19 protein-coding genes and 1 pseudogene are annotated in these 21,060 nt (G+C 66.5%); 11 read left to right on the top strand and 9 right to left on the bottom strand.

The window, feature by feature from the left end; all coding sequences use genetic code 11:
- Positions 1 to 4: 4 nt before the first annotated feature.
- From K0O64_RS25780 to K0O64_RS25770, 3 genes are read right to left on the bottom strand one after another with little or no spacing between them, the layout of a single operon-like run.
- Positions 5 to 1,186 (bottom strand): thiolase family protein, encoded by a 1,182-nt coding sequence (locus K0O64_RS25780; RefSeq protein WP_096312366.1) that lies wholly within the window; start codon positions 1,184 to 1,186, stop codon positions 5 to 7.
- On the bottom strand, positions 1,186 to 2,250 hold the full coding sequence (locus tag K0O64_RS25775; protein WP_071949005.1) for a thiolase family protein: 1,065 nt from the start codon (positions 2,248 to 2,250) through the stop codon (positions 1,186 to 1,188). The genes K0O64_RS25780 and K0O64_RS25775 overlap by 1 nt, the downstream gene beginning before the upstream one ends.
- Positions 2,251 to 2,263: 13 nt before the next feature.
- Positions 2,264 to 3,256, bottom strand: a complete 993-nt coding sequence (locus tag K0O64_RS25770) for a Zn-ribbon domain-containing OB-fold protein (RefSeq protein WP_225933546.1) — start codon at positions 3,254 to 3,256, stop codon at positions 2,264 to 2,266.
- Positions 3,257 to 3,323: 67 nt separating this feature from the next.
- Between K0O64_RS25770 and K0O64_RS25765 the strand changes: the two genes are divergently transcribed.
- Complete coding sequence (locus K0O64_RS25765; RefSeq protein ID WP_096312365.1) at positions 3,324 to 4,355, top strand: LLM class F420-dependent oxidoreductase; 1,032 nt, start codon at positions 3,324 to 3,326, stop codon at positions 4,353 to 4,355.
- 58 nt (positions 4,356 to 4,413) lie between these two features.
- Here K0O64_RS25765 and K0O64_RS25760 read toward each other — a convergent pair whose 3' ends face one another.
- Positions 4,414 to 5,133 (bottom strand): acetoacetate decarboxylase family protein, encoded by a 720-nt coding sequence (locus tag K0O64_RS25760; RefSeq protein WP_096313026.1) that lies wholly within the window; start codon positions 5,131 to 5,133, stop codon positions 4,414 to 4,416.
- A 74-nt stretch (positions 5,134 to 5,207) separates the two neighbouring features.
- Between K0O64_RS25760 and K0O64_RS25755 the strand changes: the two genes are divergently transcribed.
- Complete coding sequence (locus tag K0O64_RS25755; RefSeq protein ID WP_096312364.1) at positions 5,208 to 6,419, top strand: cytochrome P450; 1,212 nt, start codon at positions 5,208 to 5,210, stop codon at positions 6,417 to 6,419.
- Positions 6,420 to 6,623: 204 nt separating this feature from the next.
- Positions 6,624 to 7,310, top strand: a complete 687-nt coding sequence (locus K0O64_RS25750) for a cutinase family protein (RefSeq protein WP_225933786.1) — start codon at positions 6,624 to 6,626, stop codon at positions 7,308 to 7,310.
- Here K0O64_RS25750 and K0O64_RS25745 read toward each other — a convergent pair.
- Complete coding sequence (locus K0O64_RS25745) at positions 7,297 to 8,097, bottom strand: crotonase/enoyl-CoA hydratase family protein (protein WP_071949009.1); 801 nt, start codon at positions 8,095 to 8,097, stop codon at positions 7,297 to 7,299. The two genes, K0O64_RS25750 and K0O64_RS25745, sit on opposite strands and share 14 nt — an antisense overlap.
- Before the next feature lie 69 nt (positions 8,098 to 8,166).
- On the opposite strand from K0O64_RS25745, the gene K0O64_RS25740 reads away from it, so the two are divergent.
- From K0O64_RS25740 to K0O64_RS25725, 4 genes are read left to right on the top strand one after another with little or no spacing between them, the layout of a single operon-like run.
- Positions 8,167 to 9,819 (top strand): medium/long-chain-fatty-acid--CoA/3-oxocholest-4-en-26-oate--CoA ligase, encoded by a 1,653-nt coding sequence (locus tag K0O64_RS25740; protein WP_071949010.1) that lies wholly within the window; start codon positions 8,167 to 8,169, stop codon positions 9,817 to 9,819.
- On the top strand, positions 9,819 to 10,940 hold the full coding sequence (locus tag K0O64_RS25735) for an NAD(P)H-dependent flavin oxidoreductase (protein ID WP_071949011.1): 1,122 nt from the start codon (positions 9,819 to 9,821) through the stop codon (positions 10,938 to 10,940). The genes K0O64_RS25740 and K0O64_RS25735 overlap by 1 nt, the downstream gene beginning before the upstream one ends.
- A gap of 28 nt (positions 10,941 to 10,968) precedes the next feature.
- Complete coding sequence (locus K0O64_RS25730; protein ID WP_096312362.1) at positions 10,969 to 11,802, top strand: amidohydrolase family protein; 834 nt, start codon at positions 10,969 to 10,971, stop codon at positions 11,800 to 11,802.
- On the top strand, positions 11,799 to 13,355 hold the full coding sequence (locus K0O64_RS25725; RefSeq protein WP_096312361.1) for an acetolactate synthase large subunit: 1,557 nt from the start codon (positions 11,799 to 11,801) through the stop codon (positions 13,353 to 13,355). The genes K0O64_RS25730 and K0O64_RS25725 overlap by 4 nt, the downstream gene beginning before the upstream one ends.
- On the opposite strand, the gene K0O64_RS25720 is transcribed toward K0O64_RS25725, so the two are convergent.
- From K0O64_RS25720 to K0O64_RS25705, 4 genes are read right to left on the bottom strand one after another with little or no spacing between them, the layout of a single operon-like run.
- Positions 13,352 to 14,014: a cutinase family protein gene (locus K0O64_RS25720; protein WP_071949014.1), complete on the bottom strand. Its 663-nt coding sequence runs from the start codon at positions 14,012 to 14,014 to the stop codon at positions 13,352 to 13,354. The two genes, K0O64_RS25725 and K0O64_RS25720, sit on opposite strands and share 4 nt — an antisense overlap.
- Positions 14,015 to 14,032: 18 nt before the next feature.
- Entirely contained in the window at positions 14,033 to 15,556 is a 1,524-nt protein-coding gene (gene fadD17, locus K0O64_RS25715; RefSeq protein WP_096313025.1) for a long-chain-fatty-acid--CoA ligase FadD17, read from the bottom strand.
- 8 nt (positions 15,557 to 15,564) lie between these two features.
- A complete protein-coding gene (locus K0O64_RS25710; RefSeq protein WP_096312360.1) occupies positions 15,565 to 16,662 on the bottom strand; it encodes an acyl-CoA dehydrogenase family protein in 1,098 nt (365 codons plus the stop codon).
- Between the two features lie 33 nt (positions 16,663 to 16,695).
- A complete protein-coding gene (locus K0O64_RS25705; protein ID WP_096312359.1) occupies positions 16,696 to 17,880 on the bottom strand; it encodes an acyl-CoA dehydrogenase in 1,185 nt (394 codons plus the stop codon).
- Between the two features lie 177 nt (positions 17,881 to 18,057).
- Between K0O64_RS25705 and K0O64_RS25700 the strand changes: the two genes are divergently transcribed.
- From K0O64_RS25700 to K0O64_RS25685, 4 genes and pseudogenes are all read left to right on the top strand, one after another.
- Entirely contained in the window at positions 18,058 to 18,249 is a 192-nt protein-coding gene (locus K0O64_RS25700) for a ferredoxin (protein WP_071949017.1), read from the top strand.
- A 25-nt stretch (positions 18,250 to 18,274) separates the two neighbouring features.
- Positions 18,275 to 19,183, top strand: a complete 909-nt coding sequence (locus tag K0O64_RS25695; protein WP_096312358.1) for a 3-oxoacyl-ACP reductase — start codon at positions 18,275 to 18,277, stop codon at positions 19,181 to 19,183.
- A gap of 320 nt (positions 19,184 to 19,503) precedes the next feature.
- A pseudogene (locus K0O64_RS25690) lies at positions 19,504 to 20,219 on the top strand (MlaE family ABC transporter permease).
- The gene (locus tag K0O64_RS25685; RefSeq protein WP_096312357.1) at positions 20,216 to 21,058 is read left to right on the top strand and encodes an MlaE family ABC transporter permease; all 843 of its coding nucleotides are present in this window, start codon (positions 20,216 to 20,218) and stop codon (positions 21,056 to 21,058) included. Before K0O64_RS25690 ends, K0O64_RS25685 begins: the two are co-directional and overlap by 4 nt.
- Positions 21,059 to 21,060 lie beyond the last annotated feature (2 nt).

Raw genomic sequence — 21,060 nt, 5'->3', positions numbered from 1 at the left:
CGGGTCATGGCTTGGCGGCCGGCTTATCGGAGCTGACCACCCACATCGAGTAGTACTGGGCGCCGCCGCCGTACGCGTGGCCCAACGCCTTGCGGGCACCTTCGACCTGATGCGCCCCGGCCTTGCCCATCACCTGGATCGCCGACTCGGCGAACCGGATCATGCCCGATGCCCCAATGGGATTGGAGCTCAGCACGCCACCGGAGGGATTGAACGGAATCCGTCCACCGATCGCCGTCTCGCCGGCCTCGGTGAGCTTCCAGCCGTCGCCCTCGGCCGCGAAGCCGAGGCTTTCCAGCCACATCGGCTCGTACCAGGAGAACGGGACGTAGACCTCGGCGACGTCGATCTCGTCGATCGGGCTGGTGATCCCGGCCGCCTTCCACAGCGCGGCGGCCGCGTCACGGCTGGCCTGCGGATTGACCTGGTCACGTCCGGCGTACGCCAACGGCTCGGTGCGCAGCGCGGTGGCGTGCACCCACGCGACGGGATGTCCGTCGGCCACCCGGGCGTCGGCGGCTTCTTCGTCGCCGATCACCATGGCCGCCGCACCGTCCGAGGACGGGCAGGTTTCGTCGTAGCGGATGGGATCCCACAGCATCGGGGACTCCATCACCTTCTCCACGGTGATGTCGGGCTGATGCAGGTGCGCCAGCGGGTTCTTGGCGCCGTTGTGCCGGTCCTTGACCGCGACGATCGCGCCGATGTTGAGTGGCGCGCCGGAGCGGCGGATGTAGGCGCGCACATGCGGCGCGAAGTAGCCGCCCGCGCCTGCGCCCACCGGCTTGGTGAACGGGACCGGAATGCTCAACGCCCACATGGCATTCGACTCGGACTGCTTCTCCCACGCCATCGTCAGCACGCGCTTGTACTTGCCCGACTGCACCAGGCTTGCGGCGACGATCGCGGTCGACCCGCCGACCGAACCCGCGGTGTGCACCCGGATGAGCGGCTTGTTGGTTGCACCGACGGCGTCGGCCATGAACAGTTCGGGCATCATCACGCCCTCGAAGAAGTCGGGCGCCTTGCCGACGACGACAGCGTCGATGTCGTCGAACGTCGATCCCGAGTCTTCCAGTGCACGGTCGATCGCCTCGCGCACCAGACCGTTCATCGAGACGTCTTTGCGTTTGGCGACGTACTTCGTCTGTCCGGTGCCGAGAACAGCAGCGAGCTTTTTAGCCATCAGTTCTTGCCCTCCAGGACCGCGACCAGATTCTGTTGCAGCGCAGGGCCGCTGGTGGCATGAGCCAGGACGCGACCTGCTGAACCGTTGAAGATGTGCCGGGCGGCGAAGCCGATCCGCTCCAGGCCGGCCGAGAACATGGGGTTGGCGGCCAACGCCCCGCCCGACGGGTTGATCTTCGTCGACTCCGGCAGGCCGATGGCCTCGGTGAGGATCAACTGCTGGTGGCTGAACGGAGCGTAGATCTCGGCGATCTCGATCGAGCCGGTGTCTCCGCCGGTGGCCACCTTGGCTGACGCCGCCGTGGACGGCGAGGTCGTGAGGTCACGGGCGCCGAGCACCGGTGTCTCGATGCGGTGCTCGAAACCGGTGATCCACGCCGGGTTCTCGCGAAGCTCGCGGGCCTTGTCCCCGGCCGCCAGCACGATGGCCGACGCACCATCGGTGATCGGCGCGATGTCGTGGCGCCGCAACGGATCTGCGAAATACGGCCGTGACAGCAACTCGTCGATGCTCTTCGCCGGCTTCTCGGAGTCGACGCGCTGGGCCGCCGCCAACGAATCCAGCGCGACCTGGGCCATCTGCTCTTCGGTCCACTTGCCCGAATCCAGCCCGAACCGCGCCTGAAGTCCCGCCATCGACACCGAATCGGGCCACAGCGGCGCGACGGTGTACGGGTCGGTCTGCAGGGCCAGCACCCGGCGCAGCGTGCCTGCCGAGGACTTGCCGAAGCCGTACACCAGGGCGGTGTCGACCTCACCGGTCAGGATCTTGATGTAGGCCTCGTAGAGCGCCCACGCGGCGTCCATCTCGACGTGCGATTCGTTGATCGGCGGCACCGCGCCGATCGAGTCGATCGCCGAGATGAACGAAAAGGCACGTCCGGCAAGGTAATCCGACGAGCCAGAGCACCAGAAGCCGATGTCGGTCTGCTTCAGGCCGAGCTCTTCGTAGAGCCGGTGGAAACACGGCATCAGCATCTCGACGCCGTTGGTGGTGCCGTCGGTGCGCCGCACGTGCGGGGCGTGTTCGAAGCCGACGACCGCTACATCGCGAAATGTCATGTGGCGATTCCCTTTAGAGGTGGTGCTTGTAGGTGTCGTAATCGGCGTCGGGTTCGCCGGTCGGTTTGAAGTACTCGATGTTGTCGATGCCCAGGCCCCATTCCTCGCGGGGCTTCCACACCGCCTGCACCCGCATGCCCATGCGCACGTCCGCGACGTCGATCTCCTGAATCAGGTGCAGGAAGGGGATATCGGCGCCGTCGAGCAACACATACGCCGCGACATAGGGCGGCTTGATGCGCTGACCGGCGAACGGGATGTTGATGATCGCGAACGTGGTGACGGTGCCCTTGTCGGGTAGCTCGACAAAGTTGTCGAGCTCCAGCCCGGTCGCGGGATCGGCTTCCTTGGGCGGGAAGTAGACCTTGCCGTTCTCTCCGGTACGGGCGCCGAGCAGCTTGCCGTCCTCGAGGCCGCGCAAGAACGTCGTCTCGGGAAGTGATGCCGTGTGCTGGATTTCGATGCTGCTGGGCGAGACCAAGATGGTCACCGGCTCGCGGTCGTCATCACCGGCGGGCACGCTTTCCTCAGTGTCCCCGAGCTCGAAGTACGCGATGTCGGTGATCGCGCCGACCGGTTCGTCGATCCAGTGCGCGTGCACGCGCGCCCCGGTGCTGATCTGCTCGGATGAGTCGGCGGCGACGGCATGGAGCATCGTGGTGTCCGCGCCGTCGAGTTTGATCAGCGCCCACGCGAACGGCTTGTCCAGCGGCTGGCCCTCCAGCGGCTCGGACTGCCACGTCCACGACTCAATCGTCCCGACGCTGGCGACCGGTACCACCTCCGTCAACGGCGCATAGGTGACGGGGTCATACTCAGCGGGTGGTACGAGCACTCGCCCGTCCGAGCCGCGGACACCGAGGATGCGTCGCTCACGCAGTGCGGTGAAGAACTGGCCGAGGAGTGGTCCGACTGAACGGGTGTAGTCGAATGACAGCTTCAGCGGTGCCGAAAGGGGCTTCTGATGCGCGTCGATCTGCACCGGGCTGCTTTGGCTGGTGGTCACATCATCGAGTAGAACAGGTTCTAAGAATCGTGGCAAGGACCGTGTCCCGGCCAGAAAGGCGGCACCGATGAAGCTGGGTCTGCAACTCGGATACTGGAGCGCACAACCCCCGACAAATCACGCCGAACTCGTGGCCGTGGCCGAGGAGGCCGGCTTCGACACGGTGTTCACGGCCGAGGCATGGGGGTCGGATGCGTTCACCCCGCTGGCGTGGTGGGGCCGGGAAACCACCCGGATGCGTCTGGGCACCTCGGTGGTGCAACTCTCGGCGCGCACCCCGACCGCGTGTGCGATGGCGTCGCTGACGCTGGACCACCTTTCCGGTGGCCGGCACATCCTCGGCCTGGGTGTGTCCGGACCGCAGGTCGTCGAGGGCTGGTACGGGCAGAAGTTCCCGAAGCCGCTGGCGCGCACCCGCGAGTACATCGACATCATCCGGCAGGTCTGGGCGCGCGAAGCTCCGGTCACCAGCGCCGGCCCGCACTACCCGCTGCCGTTGAGCGGTGAGGGCACTACCGGTTTGGGCAAGCCGCTCAAGCCGATCGTGCATCCGCTGCGCGCCGACATCCCGATCATGCTGGGTGCCGAGGGCCCGAAGAACGTCGCGTTGGCCGCCGAGATCTGCGACGGCTGGTTGCCGATCTTCTACTCCCCGCGGCTGGCGCCGATGTACAACGAGTGGCTCGACGAGGGCTTCGCCCGCCCCGGCGCGCGCCGCAGCCGGGAAGACTTCGAGATCTGCGCGACCGCGCAGGTGGTCATCACCGATGACCGCTCGTCGATCCTGGACTTGATCAAGCCACATCTTGCGCTCTACATGGGCGGAATGGGCGCTGAGGACACCAACTTCCACGCCGACGTCTATCGACGGATGGGCTATGCCGAGGTCGTCGACGAGGTCACCAGACTGTTCCGCAGCGACCGCAAGGACGACGCCGCCAAGGCCGTTCCCGACGAACTCGTGGACGACTCGGCGATCGTCGGCGACACCGACTACGTGCGCAAACAGATCGCCGCATGGGAAGCCGCCGGCGTGACGATGATGGTCATCGGCGCACGGACTCCCGAGCAGATCCGCGAAGCTGCCGACCTGCTGTAGACACTTCTTGCGAGTTGTCTAGTCCGGGCTCTAGATTGACCGGATGACGTTCGGGCGCTCAGCGCAGGATTTGGGCGTCGCCGAACGTCATCTCGACGTGGGCGACCGAACCCGACACCATCGCGCGCTTCGGCAGCCCCAGTGTGGCCAGCTCTTTGGCGTACGGATGATCGCCGAGGCGCAGCGTGGCGCCGCCCGGGCGGAAGCGAACTCCGGAGTTCTTCATCTCCCACGGCACCTCGCGGGTGGTGCCGTCGGCGAAGGTGTAGGTCTTGAGCACCTGGGTGCGCGGCCGCAGCGATGGGATCGGCAGACCCCGGTGGAACTCGATGCCGGCGATCAGCGACCCGTTCTCGCTCACGTCAAAGGTGAACGGGTTGGATTCGCGAACGTTGAAGTCCGCCATGATCTTGGGGAAGCCCCAGATCGTGCGGCCGGCCTCCAGCGTGAAGGACTGATCGACGGGCAGGTGGTGGATGAACGCCGCGGCGTCGCCGAGTGCCCTGAGGCCAGAGGCATTCGAGCCCGGGGGATTGACCATCACGCACGTGCCGAATTCGTGGTACTTGCCCAGATCGCCGTCGATGTAGCGGGCCAGCATCAGGTTGACCACCGCTCGGCCGGGCCGGAATTCGCAGACCTTCAATCCGCTGTAATCGACAAGTCGCTGCGCGGCATCGGCCGGAACCGAGAACATAGCCGTGTGGACGTCGGCCTTGCGAATTCGCACCGGCATGGTGAGCACCGTGCCGGCAATCGTGTGCTGCGAATCAGACATGCGGTCACTGTAAACCGCTTTCACATCCGAGTGGACAGAACCCGCGTTGAGAAAGTTTTAGTGGAGGGAACGAGATGACAGGCACTCTGGCGCCGGCCAAGCCGGACGTCGATCTGACCGACGGTAATTTTTACGCCGACGGCGGTGCGCGCGAAGCGTATCGCTGGATGCGGGCCAACGAGCCGGTGTTTCGCGACCGCAACGGCCTGGCCGCCGCGGCGAGCTACCAGGCCGTGATCGACGCCGAGCGCGATCCCGAAACCTTCTCCAATACCGGAGGTATCCGCCCGGACAACCCCGGCATGCCGTACATGATCGACATGGACGATCCCGGACATCTGTTGCGGCGCAAGCTCGTCAACGCCGGCTTCACTCGTAAGCGCGTGATGGACAAGGTCGCCGGGATCGACACCCTGTGCGACACGTTGATCGACGCGGTCTGCGAGCGGGGGGAGTGCGATTTCGTCCGCGACATCGCCGCGCCGCTGCCCATGGCCGTCATCGGCGACATGCTGGGCGTACTGCCCGAAGAGCGCTCGACACTGTTGAAGTGGTCCGACGACCTGGTGTGCGGCTTGAACTCCGCCGCCGACGCCGAGACCCTGCAAGCCGTCATGGACGCGTTCGCCGGGTACTCCGCCTACGCCACCGAGACGATCGCCAAGCGTCGGGCCGAGCCGACCGACGATCTGTTCTCGATCCTGGTCAACTCCGAGGTCGAAGGCTCGCGCCTGGACGACCAGGAAATCATCATGGAGACGCTGCTGATCCTCATCGGCGGGGACGAGACCACCCGCCACACGCTGTCGGGCGGCACCGAACAGCTTGTGCGCCATCATGATCAGTGGCAGCGCCTGGTGGCCGACCACAGCCTGTTGCCCGGTGCGATCGAGGAGATGCTGCGCTGGACCTCCCCGGTGAAGAACATGGCCCGAACCGCCATGCGCGATGTCGAGTTCCACGGGACTCAGTTGCGTGAGGGCGAGAAGATGCTGTTGATGTTCGAGGGCGCCAACTTCGACGAATCCGTGTTCGGCGATCCGGAAAATTTCCGGATTGATCGAAACCCGAACAGCCACTTGGCATTCGGCTTCGGAACGCACTTCTGCCTCGGAAATCAGCTGGCCCGCCTCGAGCTGAGCACCATGGTGCGCAAGGTGCTCGAACGGCTGCCGGACCTGCGGTTGGCCGACGAATCCGCGCTGCCCCTGCGGCCGGCGAATTTTGTCAGCGGCCTGGAGGCGATGCCGGTGGTGTTCACCCCGTCGAAGCCGGTGCTGGTGTAGGCGAGGTACTCGCGCTGATCATCCGGTCAGGCGATGGTTTGAGTGCCGTGAATTAGGGGAACCACGACCCCACCTCCGGGGGAAGCGGTGCTGCTTGCCGGACCGGGGCAACACCGTAGGAATTTGTGGGGCGAGATGAACGGCATCAAATCCGATCAGGTTCGATATGTCTGCGCACTGTTGTTCGTCGCACTGCTGCTTGCGATGGCGCTGGTGTTGTCACCACGCGGCATTCCGAGGGCGGGAGCGGACGAGGGATGTCCGGACGTCGAGGTGATCTTCGCCCGCGGAACGTTCGAACCGCCGGGTGTCGGCGGCATCGGCCAGGCGTTCGTCGACGAACTGCGGGCACAGCCCCAGCTCGCAGGCAAGTCCGTCGATGTGTATGCGGTCAATTACCCAGCCTCGCTGAACTTTTCCACCGCGGCGGATGGTGTGATCGACGCCAGCAACCGGGTCCGCGATATGGCGACGCGATGCCCGAACGCCAAGATGGTGCTCGGCGGCTATTCGCAGGGCGCCGCGGTGGCCGGCTACGTCACCGCCGACAAGATCCCCGACGGCTACGTCCCGCCGGATGGAATCACCGGGCCGATGGCCCCGGCGATCGCCAACCACGTCGCCGCTGTCGCACTGTTCGGGAAACCCTCGAACGGCTTCCTGAACAGCATCGACCGCACGGCGCCGCCGATCACGGTGGGCAACCTGTACGCAGCGAAGACCATCGATCAATGCATCGCCGAGGATCCGATCTGCTCACCGAGCGGCGGGGACAACGGGGCCCATCAGGCCTATGCGCTCAACGGAATGACCGAGCAGGCGGCCGGTTTCGCCGCGGCCAAGGTGGCCGCGGCGGTAGCGACAACCCCGAAACCGGCTAACGCATCTTGAACTGAGGGGCCCGCTTCTCCTTGAAGGCCAGCGGGCCTTCCTTGGCGTCCTCGCTCAAGAACACCGGGATGCCGTTGGCGGTGTCGGGCTTGAACGCGTCGAGTTCGTGCATGCCCTCTGCCTCGCGAATGGTCTTGAGGATCGCCTGGACGGCCAGCGGGCCGTTGTTGTTGATCACCTCGGCGATCTCGAGCGCCTTGTCCAGCGCGGTGCCGTCGGGCACCACGTAGCCGATCAGGCCGTAGGAGAGTGCCTCGGCGGCGGTGATGTGACGTCCGGTCAGCAGCAGGTCGCAGGCGATCGTGTACGGGATCTGCCGCGGCAGCCGCACCGCCGAACCGCCCATCGGGTACAGGCTCCACTTTGCCTCGGAGATACCGAACTTCGCGCTCTCGCCGGCCACCCGGATGTCGGTGCCCTGCAGGATCTCGGTACCACCGGCGATGGCCGGGCCCTCCACTGCCGCGATGAGCGGCTTGGTGAGCCGGCGGCCCTTCAGCAGGCCCTCGATCTTCGTCGGATCGAAGGCACCACTCTTGAACGAGTCGCCCGGAGGGGCCTTGGTGGCGCCCTTCAAGTCCATGCCCGCGCAGAAATAGCCGCCCGCCCCCGTCAGAATGCAGGTGCGGATCTCCGGATCGTTGTCGACGCGGTCCCAGGCCTCGACCATGATCGAGAGCATCTCGGTCGACAGGGCGTTGCGGGCCTCGGGGCGATTGAGCGTGACGATGAGAGTGTGTCCGCGCTGCTCAATGAGGGCGTCGGGGCCCTTCTGGCTCTCGCTCACAAACAGACCGCCTTCCTGCGTCGATGCTGGGGACTTGAACTGAAATGTAACACGTTCTAATTTGGGTCCGTGGCCCTGAACATAGCCGATCTAGCCGAACACGCCATCGACGCCGTCCCCGACCGCGTCGCCTTCATCTGTGGCGAGGACAAAATCACCTTCGCCGAGTTGGAGGAGAAGGCGAACCGCTTCGCGCACTATCTCCTCGACCACGGCGTCAAGAAGGACGACAAGGTCGGGTTGTACTGCCGCAACCGCATCGAGATCGTGATCGCGATGCTCGGCACCATCAAGGCGGGCGCGATTCTGGTCAACGTCAACTTCCGCTACGTCGAGGGTGAACTGCGCTACCTGTTCGAGAACTCCGACATGGTCGCCCTGGTGCACGAACGCCAGTACTCCGATCGGGTGGCCAACGTGCTGCCGGATACTCCGAACGTCAAGACGATCCTGGTCATCGAAGACGGCAGCGACAACGATTACCAGCGCTACGGCGGCGTGGAGTTCTACTCCGCCCTCGCGGAAAGCTCACCCGACCGGGACTTCGGCGAGCGCAGCGAGGACGACATCTACCTGCTCTACACCGGCGGGACCACCGGCTTCCCCAAGGGCGTGATGTGGCGTCACGAGGACATCTACCGGGTTCTGTTCGGCGGCACCGACTTCGCCACCGGCGAGTTCGTCAAAGACGAGTACGACCTGTCCCGGGCCGCGGTCGAGAACCCGCCGATGGTCCGGTACGCGATCCCGCCGATGATCCACGGCGCCACCCAGTCGGCCACCTGGATGTCCATCTTCTCGGGTCAAACCACCGTGCTGTCACCGGAATTCGACGCCGACGAGGTGTGGCGCACCATCCACGAGCACAAGGTGAACCTGCTGTTCTTCACCGGTGACGCGATGGCCCGGCCGCTGCTCGACGCGCTGCAGTCCGCACTGGACAGCGGCAAGGATTACGACCTCTCATCGCTGTTCCTGCTCGCCAGCACCGCCGCGCTGTTTTCCACCAGCCTCAAGGAGAAGCTGCTCGAACTGCTGCCCAACCGGGTGATCACCGACTCGATCGGCTCGTCGGAGACCGGGTTCGGCGGCACCAGCATCGTCGCCAAGGGCGAGCACCACATGGGCGGCCCGCGGGTGACGATCGACCATCGCACCGTCGTGCTCGACGAGGACGGCAACGAGGTCAAACCAGGTTCTGGTGTCCGCGGCGTGATCGCCAAGAAGGGCAACATCCCGGTCGGCTATTACAAGGACGAGAAGAAGACCGCCGAGACGTTCAAGACCTACAACGGCGTGCGCTACGCGATTCCCGGCGACTACGCCGAGGTCGAGGCGGACGGCACCGTGGTCATGCTGGGCCGCGGCTCGGTGTCGATCAACAGCGGCGGCGAGAAGATCTACCCCGAAGAGGTTGAGGCCGCGCTCAAGGGCCATCCCGACGTGTTCGACGCCCTGGTGGTCGGTGTGCCCGATCCTCGCTTCGGCAACCATGTCGCCGCGGTCGTCGCTCCTCGCAAGGGCGCCCGGCCCTCGCTTGCTGACCTGGACACGTTCGTGCGCAAGGAGATTGCCGGTTACAAGGTGCCGCGCAGCCTCTGGATCGTCGACGAGGTGAAGCGCTCGCCGGCCGGTAAGCCGGACTACAAGTGGGCCAAGGATCAGACCGAGCTCCGCCCGGCCGACGAGGTCCACGCCAAGCACGCGGGAGCTGCCAGCTGATGCATACCGAGCTCTGCGATCGGTTCGGCATCCAGTACCCGATCTTCGTTTTCACCCCGTCGGAGAAGGTGGCCGCCGCGGTCAGCCGCGCCGGCGGCATGGGTGTCCTGGGGTGCGTGCGGTTCAACGATCCCGATGACTTGGAAGCCGTCCTGCAATGGATGGATGAGAACACCGACGGTAAGCCCTACGGTGTCGACGTCGTGATGCCCGCGAAGGTGCCCACCGAGGGCACCGCCGTGGACATCGACAAGCTGGTGCCGCAGACGCATCGGGACTTCGTCGCCAAGACGCTGGCCGACCTGGGTGTGCCGCCACTTCCCGACGACGCCGCCCGTAGCCAGGGGACGCTGGGCTGGCTGCACTCCATCGCGCGCAGTCACGTCGAGGTCGCGCTGCGGCATCCGATCAAGCTGATCGCCAACGCGCTGGGATCGCCGCCCAAGGACGTCATCGATGAAGCACACGCCGCCGGCGTTCCGGTGGCGGCTCTGGCCGGTTCGGCCAAGCACGCCCAACGCCATGCCGACAACGGTGTCGACATCGTGATCGCACAGGGGCACGAAGCGGGTGGGCACACCGGCGAGATCGGTTCGATGGTGCTGTGGCCGGAGATTGTCGATGCGGTTTCGGACCGCGCCGCCGTGCTCGCCGCCGGCGGAATCGGCACCGGTAGGCAGGTGGCGGCGGCGCTAGCCCTTGGCGCACAAGGTGTTTGGATGGGGTCGGCGTTCCTGACCGCAGAGGAGTACGACCTCGGCGTGCGCAGCGGCGAGGGACCGTCGGTGATCCAGCAGGCGCTGCTGGGGGCGACGTCCGCCGACACCGTGCGCCGTCGGATCTATTCCGGCAAGCCGGCCCGACTGCTCAAGAGCCGTTGGACCGACGCCTGGGATGCCGAGGGCGCACCCGAGCCGCTGCCGATGCCACTGCAGAACGTCCTCGTGAGCGAGGCACATCAGCGGATGAGCGCGTCGGCGGATCCGACGACCGTCGCGATGCCGGTCGGCCAGATCGTCGGCCGGATGAATGAGATCCGCCCGGTCGCCGACATCATCGCCGAACTGGTCAGCGGCTTCGAAGCCGCGACGCGGAAACTGGACACGATCCGCGACAGCTGAGCAGGGTGCGCGTCTACAGTCGAACGCGATGACGATCGACGTGTGGATGCAGCATCCCACTGCGCGGTTCCTGGCCAGCGACTTCCTTGCCTCGCTGCGCCGCTGGACCGGCGGGCAGATCCCCGAGGGTGACCTGCCGATTGACCTGACCGTCCAATCGATGGATGCCGCCGGTGTCGATGTCGGCCTGCTGAGCGCCTGGCGCGGTCCGCACGGCCAGGACTTGGTGTCCAACGACGAGGTCGCCCAGTGGATTCGTCAGTACCCGACGCGGCTCGCGGGGCTGGCAACCGTGGATCTCGACCGACCGATGATCGCGGTTCGCGAACTGCGCCGACGGGTGCGTGACGAGGGCTTCGTGGGCCTGCGGGTCGTGCCGTGGCTGTGGGGCGCACCGCCGACCGATCGGCGCTATTACCCCCTGTTCGCCGAATGCGTCGAACTCGGCGTGCCGTTCTGTACCCAGGTGGGTCATACGGGTCCCTTGCGATCCTCGGAGACGGGGCGCCCGATTCCCTACATCGATGAAATCGCCTTGGACTTCCCCGAACTCACCATCGTCTGCGGACATGTCGGGTATCCGTGGACCGAGGAGATGGTCGCGGTCTGCCGCAAGCACGAGAATGTCTACATCGACACCTCGGCCTACACCTCCCGGCGGCTACCGAAGGAGCTCGTGAGCTTTATGAAGACAGGCACTGGTGCGCGAAAAGTGTTGTTCGGCAACAACTATCCGATGATCGGACACGCCCACGCGCTGGACGGCCTCGACGAACTCGAGCTGCCCGAGTCGGCCCGCTCGGCGTATCTGCACGACAACGCCGCGCGGGTCTTCACCAAGCTCGGGGATCTCGCCGCATGAATGGCGCACAGGCACTGATCTCGACGTTGGTCGACCACGGTGTGCGGGTGTGTTTCGCCAACCCGGGCACATCGGAGATGCACTTCGTCGCCGCGCTGGACACCGTGCCCCAAATGCGGGGCGTGCTGACCCTTTTCGAGGGAGTGGCCACGGGTGCGGCCGACGGGTACGCGCGCATCGCAGGGGAGCCCGCCGCCGTCCTGCTGCACCTCGGCCCCGGACTGGGCAACGGTCTGGCCAACCTGCACAACGCACGACGGGCGCACGTACCGGCGGTCGTGGTCGTCGGCGACCACGCGACCTATCACAAGCAGTACGACGCACCGCTGGAATCCGACATCGACTCGGTGGCCGGGACGGTGTCGGGCTGGGTCCGGCGCACGATGGCCGTCGCCGACGTGGCAGCCGACACCGCCGAGGCCATCGCGACTGCCCGCGCCCACAAGCACATCGCCACGCTGATCCTGCCCGCCGACGTCTCCTGGGACGAAGGGGCGTCCCCGGTGAAAGAGGTTGCGGCACAACCGAGTGCGATCCAGTTCAAGTCTGAGCAGATCGAGTCGGCGCTGCGCTCCGGTGAGCGATGCGTGATCATGGTCGGCGGCGATGCCACCGGTGTCGAAGGATTGTCCGCCGCGGTCAGACTCGGCCAGGCATGCGGGGCGCGGGTGCTGTGCGAGACCTTTCCGACCCGGCTGGAGCGCGGCGCGGGTCTGCCTGCCGTCGAGCGGCTGGCGTACTTCGCCGAAGCGGCCACCGCCCAGCTCGCCGGCGCCCAGCACCTGGTGCTCGCGGGTGCGCCGCACCCGGTGTCGTTCTTCGCCTACCCCGGCAAGCCGAGTGATCTGGTGCCCGACGGTTGTGAGGTGCACACGTTGGCCGGACCCGTGGGCGCCGCGACGGCGTTGAGCGTGATGGCCGGGCGGATCGCGCCGGCCGAGACCGCCGCCGTCGCGCAGCTGTCGCGACCGTCCTTGCCGAGCGGTCCGCTCAACGTCATGACCTCAGCCGACGTGATCGGTGCACTGCTGCCCGAGCGCGCCATCGTCGTCGACGAGTCGAACACCTCGGGAGTCCTTCTGGCGCAAGCGACGGCGGGTGCCCCCGCGCACGACTGGCTGACTCTGACCGGGGGCGCGATCGGCTATGCGCTGCCGGTGTCCGTCGGTGCCGCCATCGCCGCGCCGGATCGGCCGGTGGTCTGTCTGGAGTCCGACGGTTCGGCGATGTACACCATTTCGGCGTTGTGGACCCAAGCCCGCGAGCAGCTCGACGTCACCACCGTCGTCTACGCCAACCGCGCCTATGACATCTTGCGTATCGAACTGCAGCGCGTCGGTGCGGAAGCGGTCGGGGAGCGGCCGGGCCCGAAAGCCGAGTCGCTGCTCGACTTGACCAGCCCCACACTGGATTTCGTGCGCATCGCCAAGGGCATGGGAGTGCCGGCGCGCCGCGTCGGCAGCGCCGAGGAATTCGCCGACGCGCTGCGGTGGGCGTTCGACGAACCGGGACCGCACCTCATCGAGGCGGTCATGCCGTCGATCACCGGCTAGAGACGCCTGGCCACGTAATCCGCCGCCTGCTGGACCATGCCGTTGCCCGCGTACATCGAATGCGCGGCGCTGTTGCCGCCTTCTTGCGAGCAGATCGGGTCGCCCCCGGCGCACAGGTCGATCGTCTTGTTGGCGTAGGCCGGGCCGAGCGGCACTGCCGGCTCGTCGATGGCGGCCATGAACTTCGGCGACGGCTTACCGAACAGCGCGACCGCGGCCACGCGGTCGGCGACTGCGACCGGCAGCGGTAGCGGGGTCCCGGGTGGGACGGCGTACCCGGCCGGGATCGCGTCGGCGGTGACGAAGCCGACGACCGCGGCGCCTTGCGAATATCCACCCAGCACCAGCTTGGTGTTCGGACAGCTCGCGGCCGTGGCGGCGACATGCGTGCTGCCGTCGACGACACCCTGGACCCCGGTCGGGAAGTCCGTGCTGGCCGGGTAATTCACTGCATAGACGCCGACGGTTTTCGTGCCGAGATCGCGGCGTAACGCGTCGACGAAGGCCTGCCCGGTGCGCCCGATACCCGGCGGCTCCGTCGTGCCGCGGGCGAAGACGACCTCGATATCAGGGCAGGTCGCGGCGTGTGCGGCCGGCGGTGTGCCCAGCAGACCGGCGGTGGCTGCGGTCAGCGCGACGACGAGACTGGCGCATTTCATCTCCGCAACGGTTCCCGGTCAGCGCGGTATCTCAAACACCGGGTCGGCGCAGTCCAGTGCTTCGGCGGACAGGCGGCGCTTGATGATCTTGAATGTCTCGGTGCGCGGCAGCGCTGCGCTGACCCGCACGAACGCCGGCCACTGCTTGGGCCCGAGGTCGTTCTGCTCGGCCAGGAAGCGACGGAAATCTTCCACGTCGAATCTGGCCCCTTCGGGCATCACCAGCGCGGCCATCACCCGGTCACCGACCGCGGGGTCTGGGATGGCGTAGACGGCGGCCTCGGTCACGTCGGGGTAGCGCATCAGCACCCGCTCGATCGGGGCGGTGCCCAGGTTCTCGCCGTCTACCCGCATCCAGTCACCGAGCCGTCCGGCGAAGTGCACGTAACCGGCGTCGTCGCGGTAGGCCAGGTCACCGCTGTGGTAGACCCCGCCGGTCATGCGCTCCGATTCGGCGGCGGGGGCGTTGTAGTAGCCACGGAAGTTGCCAGGCCCGGTGAGGTTCACCAGCTCACCGATCACGCCGGGCGGACACGGCTCGCCGGTGTCGACGTCCACGATCTCGAGGCCTTCGGGCAGTGGGCCCAGCGCGCCCTCCGGGGTGTCCGGGGTGCGGGCGATGTTCACGCCGCCCTCGGTGGACCCGAAGCCGTCGACCACCGTGACTCCGAACCGTGTTGCGAAGCGGTCGATGTCGCGCGGTGCAGCCTCGTTGCCGTAGACGATCCGCAGCGGATTGTCGGCGTCGTCCGGCTGGGGTGGGGTGGCCAGGATGTAGGACATCGGCTTGCCCACATAGTTGGCGTACGTGGCGTTGAATCGGCGGGTATCAGGAATGAACTGGGAGGCGGAGAACTTGCGCCGCAACGCGATCGATGCACCCGCCGCCACCGCCACGGCCCAGCCGGCCATCACCGCGTTGGAGTGGAACAGCGGCATCGACAGGTAGCAGGTGTCGGCCGGTCCGAGCCCGAACCGTTCGGCCAGCATCACGCCAGGGACGGCGACCTTTTCGTGGGTGCACCGCACTGCCTTCGGGTCACCGCTGGTGCCCGAGGTGAAGATCAGCATGAACAGGTCGTCGAACGTGCTGGGCGCTAACGTGATCGGGGAGCCACGGTACCCCGCGAGCTCGTCAGCCCACGCTGGTGAACCGACGTCGATGACGGCCATTCCCTCGGGGGCGAACCCGGCGCCGTACGTATCGAGCTCGCCATCGGCGAGCACCAACTGACAGTCGGCGGTCTCGATGTCGCGCCGCAGCGCAGCGCCGCGGCGGGTGGGGTTCAACCCGACCGGGACCAGCCCGGCCATGGCGGCGGCCACCAGCAGCGAGGAGAAAAACGGTGTATTACCCAGCAGCACACCGATGTGCGGCGGGCGCCCCGGATCGAGCCGCGCCTTCAGCGCAGCCGCGAGGTCGGCGGCGTCCTGAATGTGTTGGCGCCAGGTCGAATACGAGCCATCGTCGGCGTGGATGCCGCGATCCTCGACATCAGCCAGCCGCACCAGCAGGTCGGTGACGGTGGGCTCGTCGCTCACGGGTTCGGTCAAGCCGGCGTGTCAGCCAGCTCGCGGCCGATCTGCCGCAGCTGTGCGGTGGCACCGCCCAGTGCGAACTCGATCTGCTTGGCGGTGAGGAAGTAGCGGTGAATCGGATGGTCCATGTCGATCCCGACGCCGCCGTGAACGTGCACGGTGGTGTGGGCGACGCGGTGGCCGGCCTCAGCCGCCCAGAACGCGGCCGTGGCCACTTCGGGGTCGGCGGGCAGGTCTTCCGACAACCGCCAAGACGCCTGCACGAGTGCGAGTCCCAGCCCCTTGATGTCGATGTAGTCGTCGGCCAGTCGCGCGGAGACCGCCTGGAAGCTGCCGATCGGGCGATCGAACTGCTCGCGGGTGCGGGCGTACTCGGCGGTCAGCTCCAGCGCGCGCTCGAGCACACCGAGCTGTAACGCGGTGTAGCCCAACGTCTTATGGGTGGACAGCCAGGCCAGAACCTCGGCGTCACCGACGATCCGGTCAGCTCCGAGCTCGACACCGGACAGGTCGAGCTCGCCGGCGCTGCTCAGGCCGGTGGTCAGCAGCGGTGTCACCGATACGCCGGCGTCGTCCTTAGCCACCAGGAACACCTGTGTGCCGGAATCGGTTTCGGCGGGGACGAGGAACGCATCGGCGACCGGGCCGAACGCGACCTGGGTGCGGGTGCCGGTCAGCCGGAAGCCGTCACCGGACGCGGTCGCCTGCACCGGACCCTGACCGAATTCCCCCTCGAGGGCGACGGTCAGGATCTTGTCGCCGGCAACCGCCGGGGCGCCCCACTGCTCTTGCAGTTCGGGCGTGCCGACCCGGCCCAGCACTCCTGCGCCGAGGACGACCGATTCCAGGTAGGGCACCGCGGCCAGCTGGCGGCCCAGCGCCGCCAGGATCGCGGTCTGCTCGAGCACGCCGAATCCCGCGCCGCCCACCGACTCCGGTGCTGCGGTGGACAGGATGTCGGCGTCGATCAGCTTGCGCCACAGCTCGGTGTCGAAGCGCTGCTCGAGCTTGTCGAGCTCACGCTGATGCTGCGGTGTGCACACCGCGTCGACGATCGTGCCGACCAGCCCCGAGAGATCCTGTGCGGCTTCTGTTCTGGTGAAATCCATGTCAGTCCTAAATCCTTGGGTCTTCTCAGGTCGTCAGCGGTTGACTCGGGGCAGGCCCAGCGCGACCATGCCGATGATGTCGCGCTGGATCTCGTTGGTGCCGCCACCGAAGGTGAGGATCAGGGCGGCCCGGTGCATACGCTCGACGCGCCCGCGCAGCAGGGCGCCGGGCGAATCCTGGCGCAGGGTGGCCGACGGGCCGAGGATCTCCATCAGCAGCCGGTAGGCCTCGGTCGCGAGTTCGGTGCCGAAAACCTTGGCGGCCGATGCGTCCGCCGGGCTCAGGGTTCCGCTCTTGGCGGAGGCCAGCTCCCAGTTGATCAGCTTGAGGTATTCGGCCTTGGCCAGCACGCGGGCGAGGTTGAGCTGCACCCATTCGGAGTCGATCAGGCGATTGCCGTGGGCATCCTTGGTGTTCTGTGCCCACTCGCGAACCTGGTTGAGCGCCAAGAAGATCGGCTGAGCGGACACCAGCGCGACGCGCTCGTGGTTGAGCTGGTTGGTGACCAGCTTCCAGCCGCCGTTCTCCTCGCCGACCCGGCTGGACACCGGCACGCGGACATCCTGGTAGTAGGTGGCGCTGGTGCCGACCCCGGCCATCGTGTGCACCGGAGTGAACGAGAAGCCGTCGGCGGTGGTCGGCACGATCAGCACGGAGATGCCGCGGTGCTTCTTGGCTTCTTGGTTGGTCCGCACCGCCAGCCAGACGTAGTCGGCGTACTGGATCAGGCTGGTCCACATCTTCTGGCCGTTGATCACATAGTCGTCGCCGTCGCGCACCGCCGCGGTGCGCAACGCGGCGAGGTCGGTGCCGGCGCCGGGCTCGGAGTAGCCGATCGCGAAGTGAAGATCACCGGAGGCGATCTTGGGCAGGTAGAACTTCTTCTGCTCGTCGGTGCCGAACGCCATGATCGTCGGCGCGACGCTGTTGATCGTCAGGAAGGGCACCGGCGCGCCGGCGATGGCGGCCTCGTCGGTGAAGATCAGCGAGTCCATGGGGTCGCGGTTCTGGCCGCCGTACTCCTCGGGCCAGTTCAGCGTGAGCCAGCCGTCCTTGCCCATCTGCGACACGGTCTCGCGGTAGACGTTGCCGGTGCCGATCTCGCCGCCCGAGGTCGAGGACAGCGCTTCCTGGCGCTCGGGGGTCATCAGCTTGCCGAAGTACGTGCGCAGCTCGCGGCGCAGCTCCTCTTGTTCAGGGGTGTAACTGATCCGCATCGCACTCGATCCTTCGCTGAAGTTTGCAAGCCGTCGGCGACCCGCCGACACTCCTGGTTGTAACACGTTCTAGTCTTGTGGTCCAGCGCCCGTTAGGCCCAGGTATCGATCGATCTGGTCGTATCGTGGTGCTGCGAACGCCCCGGCCGCCGGGGTCTGTCAGCCAAGGAGGTTGTCGTGCGAGTCGAAGTCGACCGTGATCGTTGTGAAGGTAACGCTGTCTGTGTGGGAATCGCGCCGGACCTGTTCGAATTGGACGACGAGGACTACGTGATCGTGACCAAGGATCCGATCCCCGCCGACCGGGAGGACGTGGCCGAGCAGTCCATCGCCGAATGCCCACGCGCCGCCCTGACCCGCAAAGACTAGAGGTATTAGTAAGTTGACTGCAGATGTGACTGGCGACGCCACCGATCTGTCCGGACGCGTCGCCGTGGTTACCGGCGCTGCCTCGGGCCTCGGACGGGCCGAAGCCATCGGGCTGGCCCGGTCCGGCGCGACCGTCGTCGTCAATGACATGGCCAAGGCGCTCGACGAATCCGACGTGCTCGACGAGATCAGCAGCGCGGGCTCGAAGGGTGTCGCGGTCGCCGGCGACATCAGCCAGCGTGCGACAGCCGACGAACTGGTGGCGACGGCCGACGGGCTCGGTGGACTGAGCATCGTCGTCAACAACGCCGGCATCACCCGCGACCGGATGCTGTTCAACATGTCCGACGAGGACTGGGACGCGGTCATCGCGGTGCATCTGCGCGGACACTTCCTGCTGACCCGCAATGCCGCCACGTATTGGCGCAACCAGGCCAAGGACAACGGGGGTTCGGTCTACGGGCGGATCATCAACACCACCTCGGAGGCCGGCCTGTCGGGACCGATCGGCCAGGCCAACTACGGCGCCGCCAAGGCGGGCATCACGGCGCTGACGCTGACGGCGTCGCGCGCGCTCGGCCGCTACGGCGTGCGTGCCAACGCAATCGCCCCGCGAGCACGGACCGCGATGACCGCCGACGTGTTCGGTGACGCTCCCGCACTCGCCGAGGGCGAGGTCGATCCGCTGTCGCCGGAACACGTGGTGACGCTGGTGCGCTTCCTGGCTTCGCCGGCCTCGGACAAGGTCAGCGGTCAGGTCTTCATCGTCTACGGGCCGCGCGTCACGCTGGTCGCCGCTCCCACGGCCGAGCACAGGTTCGACGCCGACGGCGCGGCCTGGGATCCGGCATCCCTGGGCGCCTCGATGCAGTCGTACTTTGCTGACCGCGATCCGGAGCGCACGTTCGGCGTGATGGGCCTGATGGGCGACTGATCGCTTGCACAGGCAATGACGCCCGCCATAGGGTAGAACACGTTCTAGAATGAGCTGGATCACACAGCCCCTGACCTGCTGAAATAGGCGTAAGTTGGCTTATTTTTTGGGCTTTGACACCCCGAAATTGTTCTAGTTAAAATTCCACAGTCGCGTTCAAAAACGCGACGCCTGGGTCGGGGGACGAACAGCGCGAGAGCGTTAGAAGGCCGGTTGGCTTCGCTAATGCTGCGCGTCAGCGGTGAGCCTGGCGAGGAGGAGATTCGATCGTAATCGGTCAGCTCACGGTTCCCGCGCGGGCCGTGGGCGGGTTCTTCGAGATGTCACGCGAAACCCTGGCGGCGACGTTCCGACGGCCCTTCCAATTCCGTGAGTTCCTCGACCAGACGTGGATGATCGCCCGGGTTTCGCTGATCCCGACCCTCTTGGTGGCGATTCCGTTCACCGTCCTGGTTGCCTTCACGCTCAACATCCTGCTGCGCGAGATCGGTGCGGCTGACCTTTCCGGCGCGGGCACCGCGTTCGGCACGCGATCACCCAGCTGGGGCCGGTCGTGACGGTTCTCGTGGTCGCCGGCGCCGGCGCGACCGCCATCTGTGCCGACCTCGGGGCGCGAACGATTCGCGAAGAGATCGACGCGATGCGCGTGCTGGGCATCGACCCGATCCACCGGCTCGTCGTTCCCCGTGTGCTGGCCTCGACGTTCGTGGCGCTCCTACTCAACGGCTTGGTCTGTGCCATCGGCATTTCCGGCGGCTACGTGTTCTCCGTCCTGCTGCAGGGCGTCAACCCGGGCGCCTTCATCAACGGGCTGACCGTGCTGACCGGTCTGCCCGAACTCATCCTGGCCGAGATCAAGGCGCTGTTGTTCGGTGTGATGGCCGGGCTTGTCGGCTGCTATCGGGGCCTGACGGTCAAGGGCGGCCCGAAGGGCGTCGGGGTGGCGGTGAACGAAACCGTCGTCTACGCATTCATCTGTCTTTTCGTCATCAATGTCGTCACCACGGCGATCGGTGTCCGGGTGCTGGCCAAGTGAGTTACGACGCGACACTTCGGGTCCGGCGGTTCTTCCGCGGTCTGCCAAGGGCGGTCGACACGTTCGGCGAACAAGCGCTGTTCTACGGCCAGACCATGGGCTACATCCCGAATGCGCTCACCCGCTATCGCAAGGAGACCATCCGGCTGATCGCCGAGATGACCCTGGGCACCGGTGCATTGGTGATGATCGGTGGGACGGTCGGCGTGGCCGCGTTCCTCACCCTGGCCTCCGGTGGCGTCATCGCGGTCCAGGGGTACTCGTCGCTGGGTGACATCGGGATCGAGGCGCTCACCGGATTCCTGTCGGCGTTCCTCAACGTGCGCATCGTCGCACCGGTGATCGCGGGCATCGCACTGGCGGCCACCATCGGCGCGGGCACCACCGCGCAATTGGGCGCCATGCGCGTCGCCGAGGAGATCGATGCCGTCGAATCGATGGCCGTGCACTCGATGTCGTATCTGGTGTCCACGCGGTTGATCGCCGGGCTGATCGCGATCATTCCGCTGTACTCACTGTCGGTGCTGGCCGCGTTCTTCGCGGCGCGCTTCACCACCGTGTACATCAACGGCCAGTCCGCCGGCCTGTACGACCACTACTTCAACACGTTCCTGATCCCCACCGACCTACTGTGGTCGTTCCTTCAGGCGATCGCCATGTCGGTGGCCGTGATGCTGGTGCACACCTATTACGGCTACACCGCATCCGGCGGTCCGGTGGGCGTGGGAATCGCAGTGGGGCAAGCGGTTCGCACCTCGCTGATCGTCGTCGTCGTGATCACCCTGTTCATCTCGCTCGCTGTCTACGGCGCGTCCGGCAACTTCAACCTCTCCGGGTAGCG

This window comes from Mycolicibacterium pallens, assembly GCF_019456675.1.
Lineage (GTDB): Bacteria > Actinomycetota > Actinomycetes > Mycobacteriales > Mycobacteriaceae > Mycobacterium > Mycobacterium crocinum.
This window is presented reverse-complemented; position numbering and strand designations above follow the sequence as displayed.

What these genes read in the sequence shown, in the direction of transcription:
- K0O64_RS25780 (WP_096312366.1), bottom strand. Translation starts at nt 1,186, where the DNA reads ATGGCTAAAAAGCTCGCTGCTGTTCTCGGCACCGGACAGACGAAGTAC.
- K0O64_RS25775 (WP_071949005.1), bottom strand. Translation starts at nt 2,250, where the DNA reads ATGACATTTCGCGATGTAGCGGTCGTCGGCTTCGAACACGCCCCGCAC.
- K0O64_RS25765 (WP_096312365.1), top strand. Translation starts at nt 3,324, where the DNA reads ATGAAGCTGGGTCTGCAACTCGGATACTGGAGCGCACAACCCCCGACA.
- K0O64_RS25760 (WP_096313026.1), bottom strand. Translation starts at nt 5,133, where the DNA reads ATGTCTGATTCGCAGCACACGATTGCCGGCACGGTGCTCACCATGCCG.
- K0O64_RS25755 (WP_096312364.1), top strand. Translation starts at nt 5,208, where the DNA reads ATGACAGGCACTCTGGCGCCGGCCAAGCCGGACGTCGATCTGACCGAC.
- K0O64_RS25750 (WP_225933786.1), top strand. Translation starts at nt 6,624, where the DNA reads ATGGCGCTGGTGTTGTCACCACGCGGCATTCCGAGGGCGGGAGCGGAC.
- K0O64_RS25735 (WP_071949011.1), top strand. Translation starts at nt 9,819, where the DNA reads ATGCATACCGAGCTCTGCGATCGGTTCGGCATCCAGTACCCGATCTTC.
- K0O64_RS25730 (WP_096312362.1), top strand. Translation starts at nt 10,969, where the DNA reads ATGACGATCGACGTGTGGATGCAGCATCCCACTGCGCGGTTCCTGGCC.
- K0O64_RS25725 (WP_096312361.1), top strand. Translation starts at nt 11,799, where the DNA reads ATGAATGGCGCACAGGCACTGATCTCGACGTTGGTCGACCACGGTGTG.
- K0O64_RS25720 (WP_071949014.1), bottom strand. Translation starts at nt 14,014, where the DNA reads ATGAAATGCGCCAGTCTCGTCGTCGCGCTGACCGCAGCCACCGCCGGT.
- K0O64_RS25710 (WP_096312360.1), bottom strand. Translation starts at nt 16,662, where the DNA reads ATGGATTTCACCAGAACAGAAGCCGCACAGGATCTCTCGGGGCTGGTC.
- K0O64_RS25705 (WP_096312359.1), bottom strand. Translation starts at nt 17,880, where the DNA reads ATGCGGATCAGTTACACCCCTGAACAAGAGGAGCTGCGCCGCGAGCTG.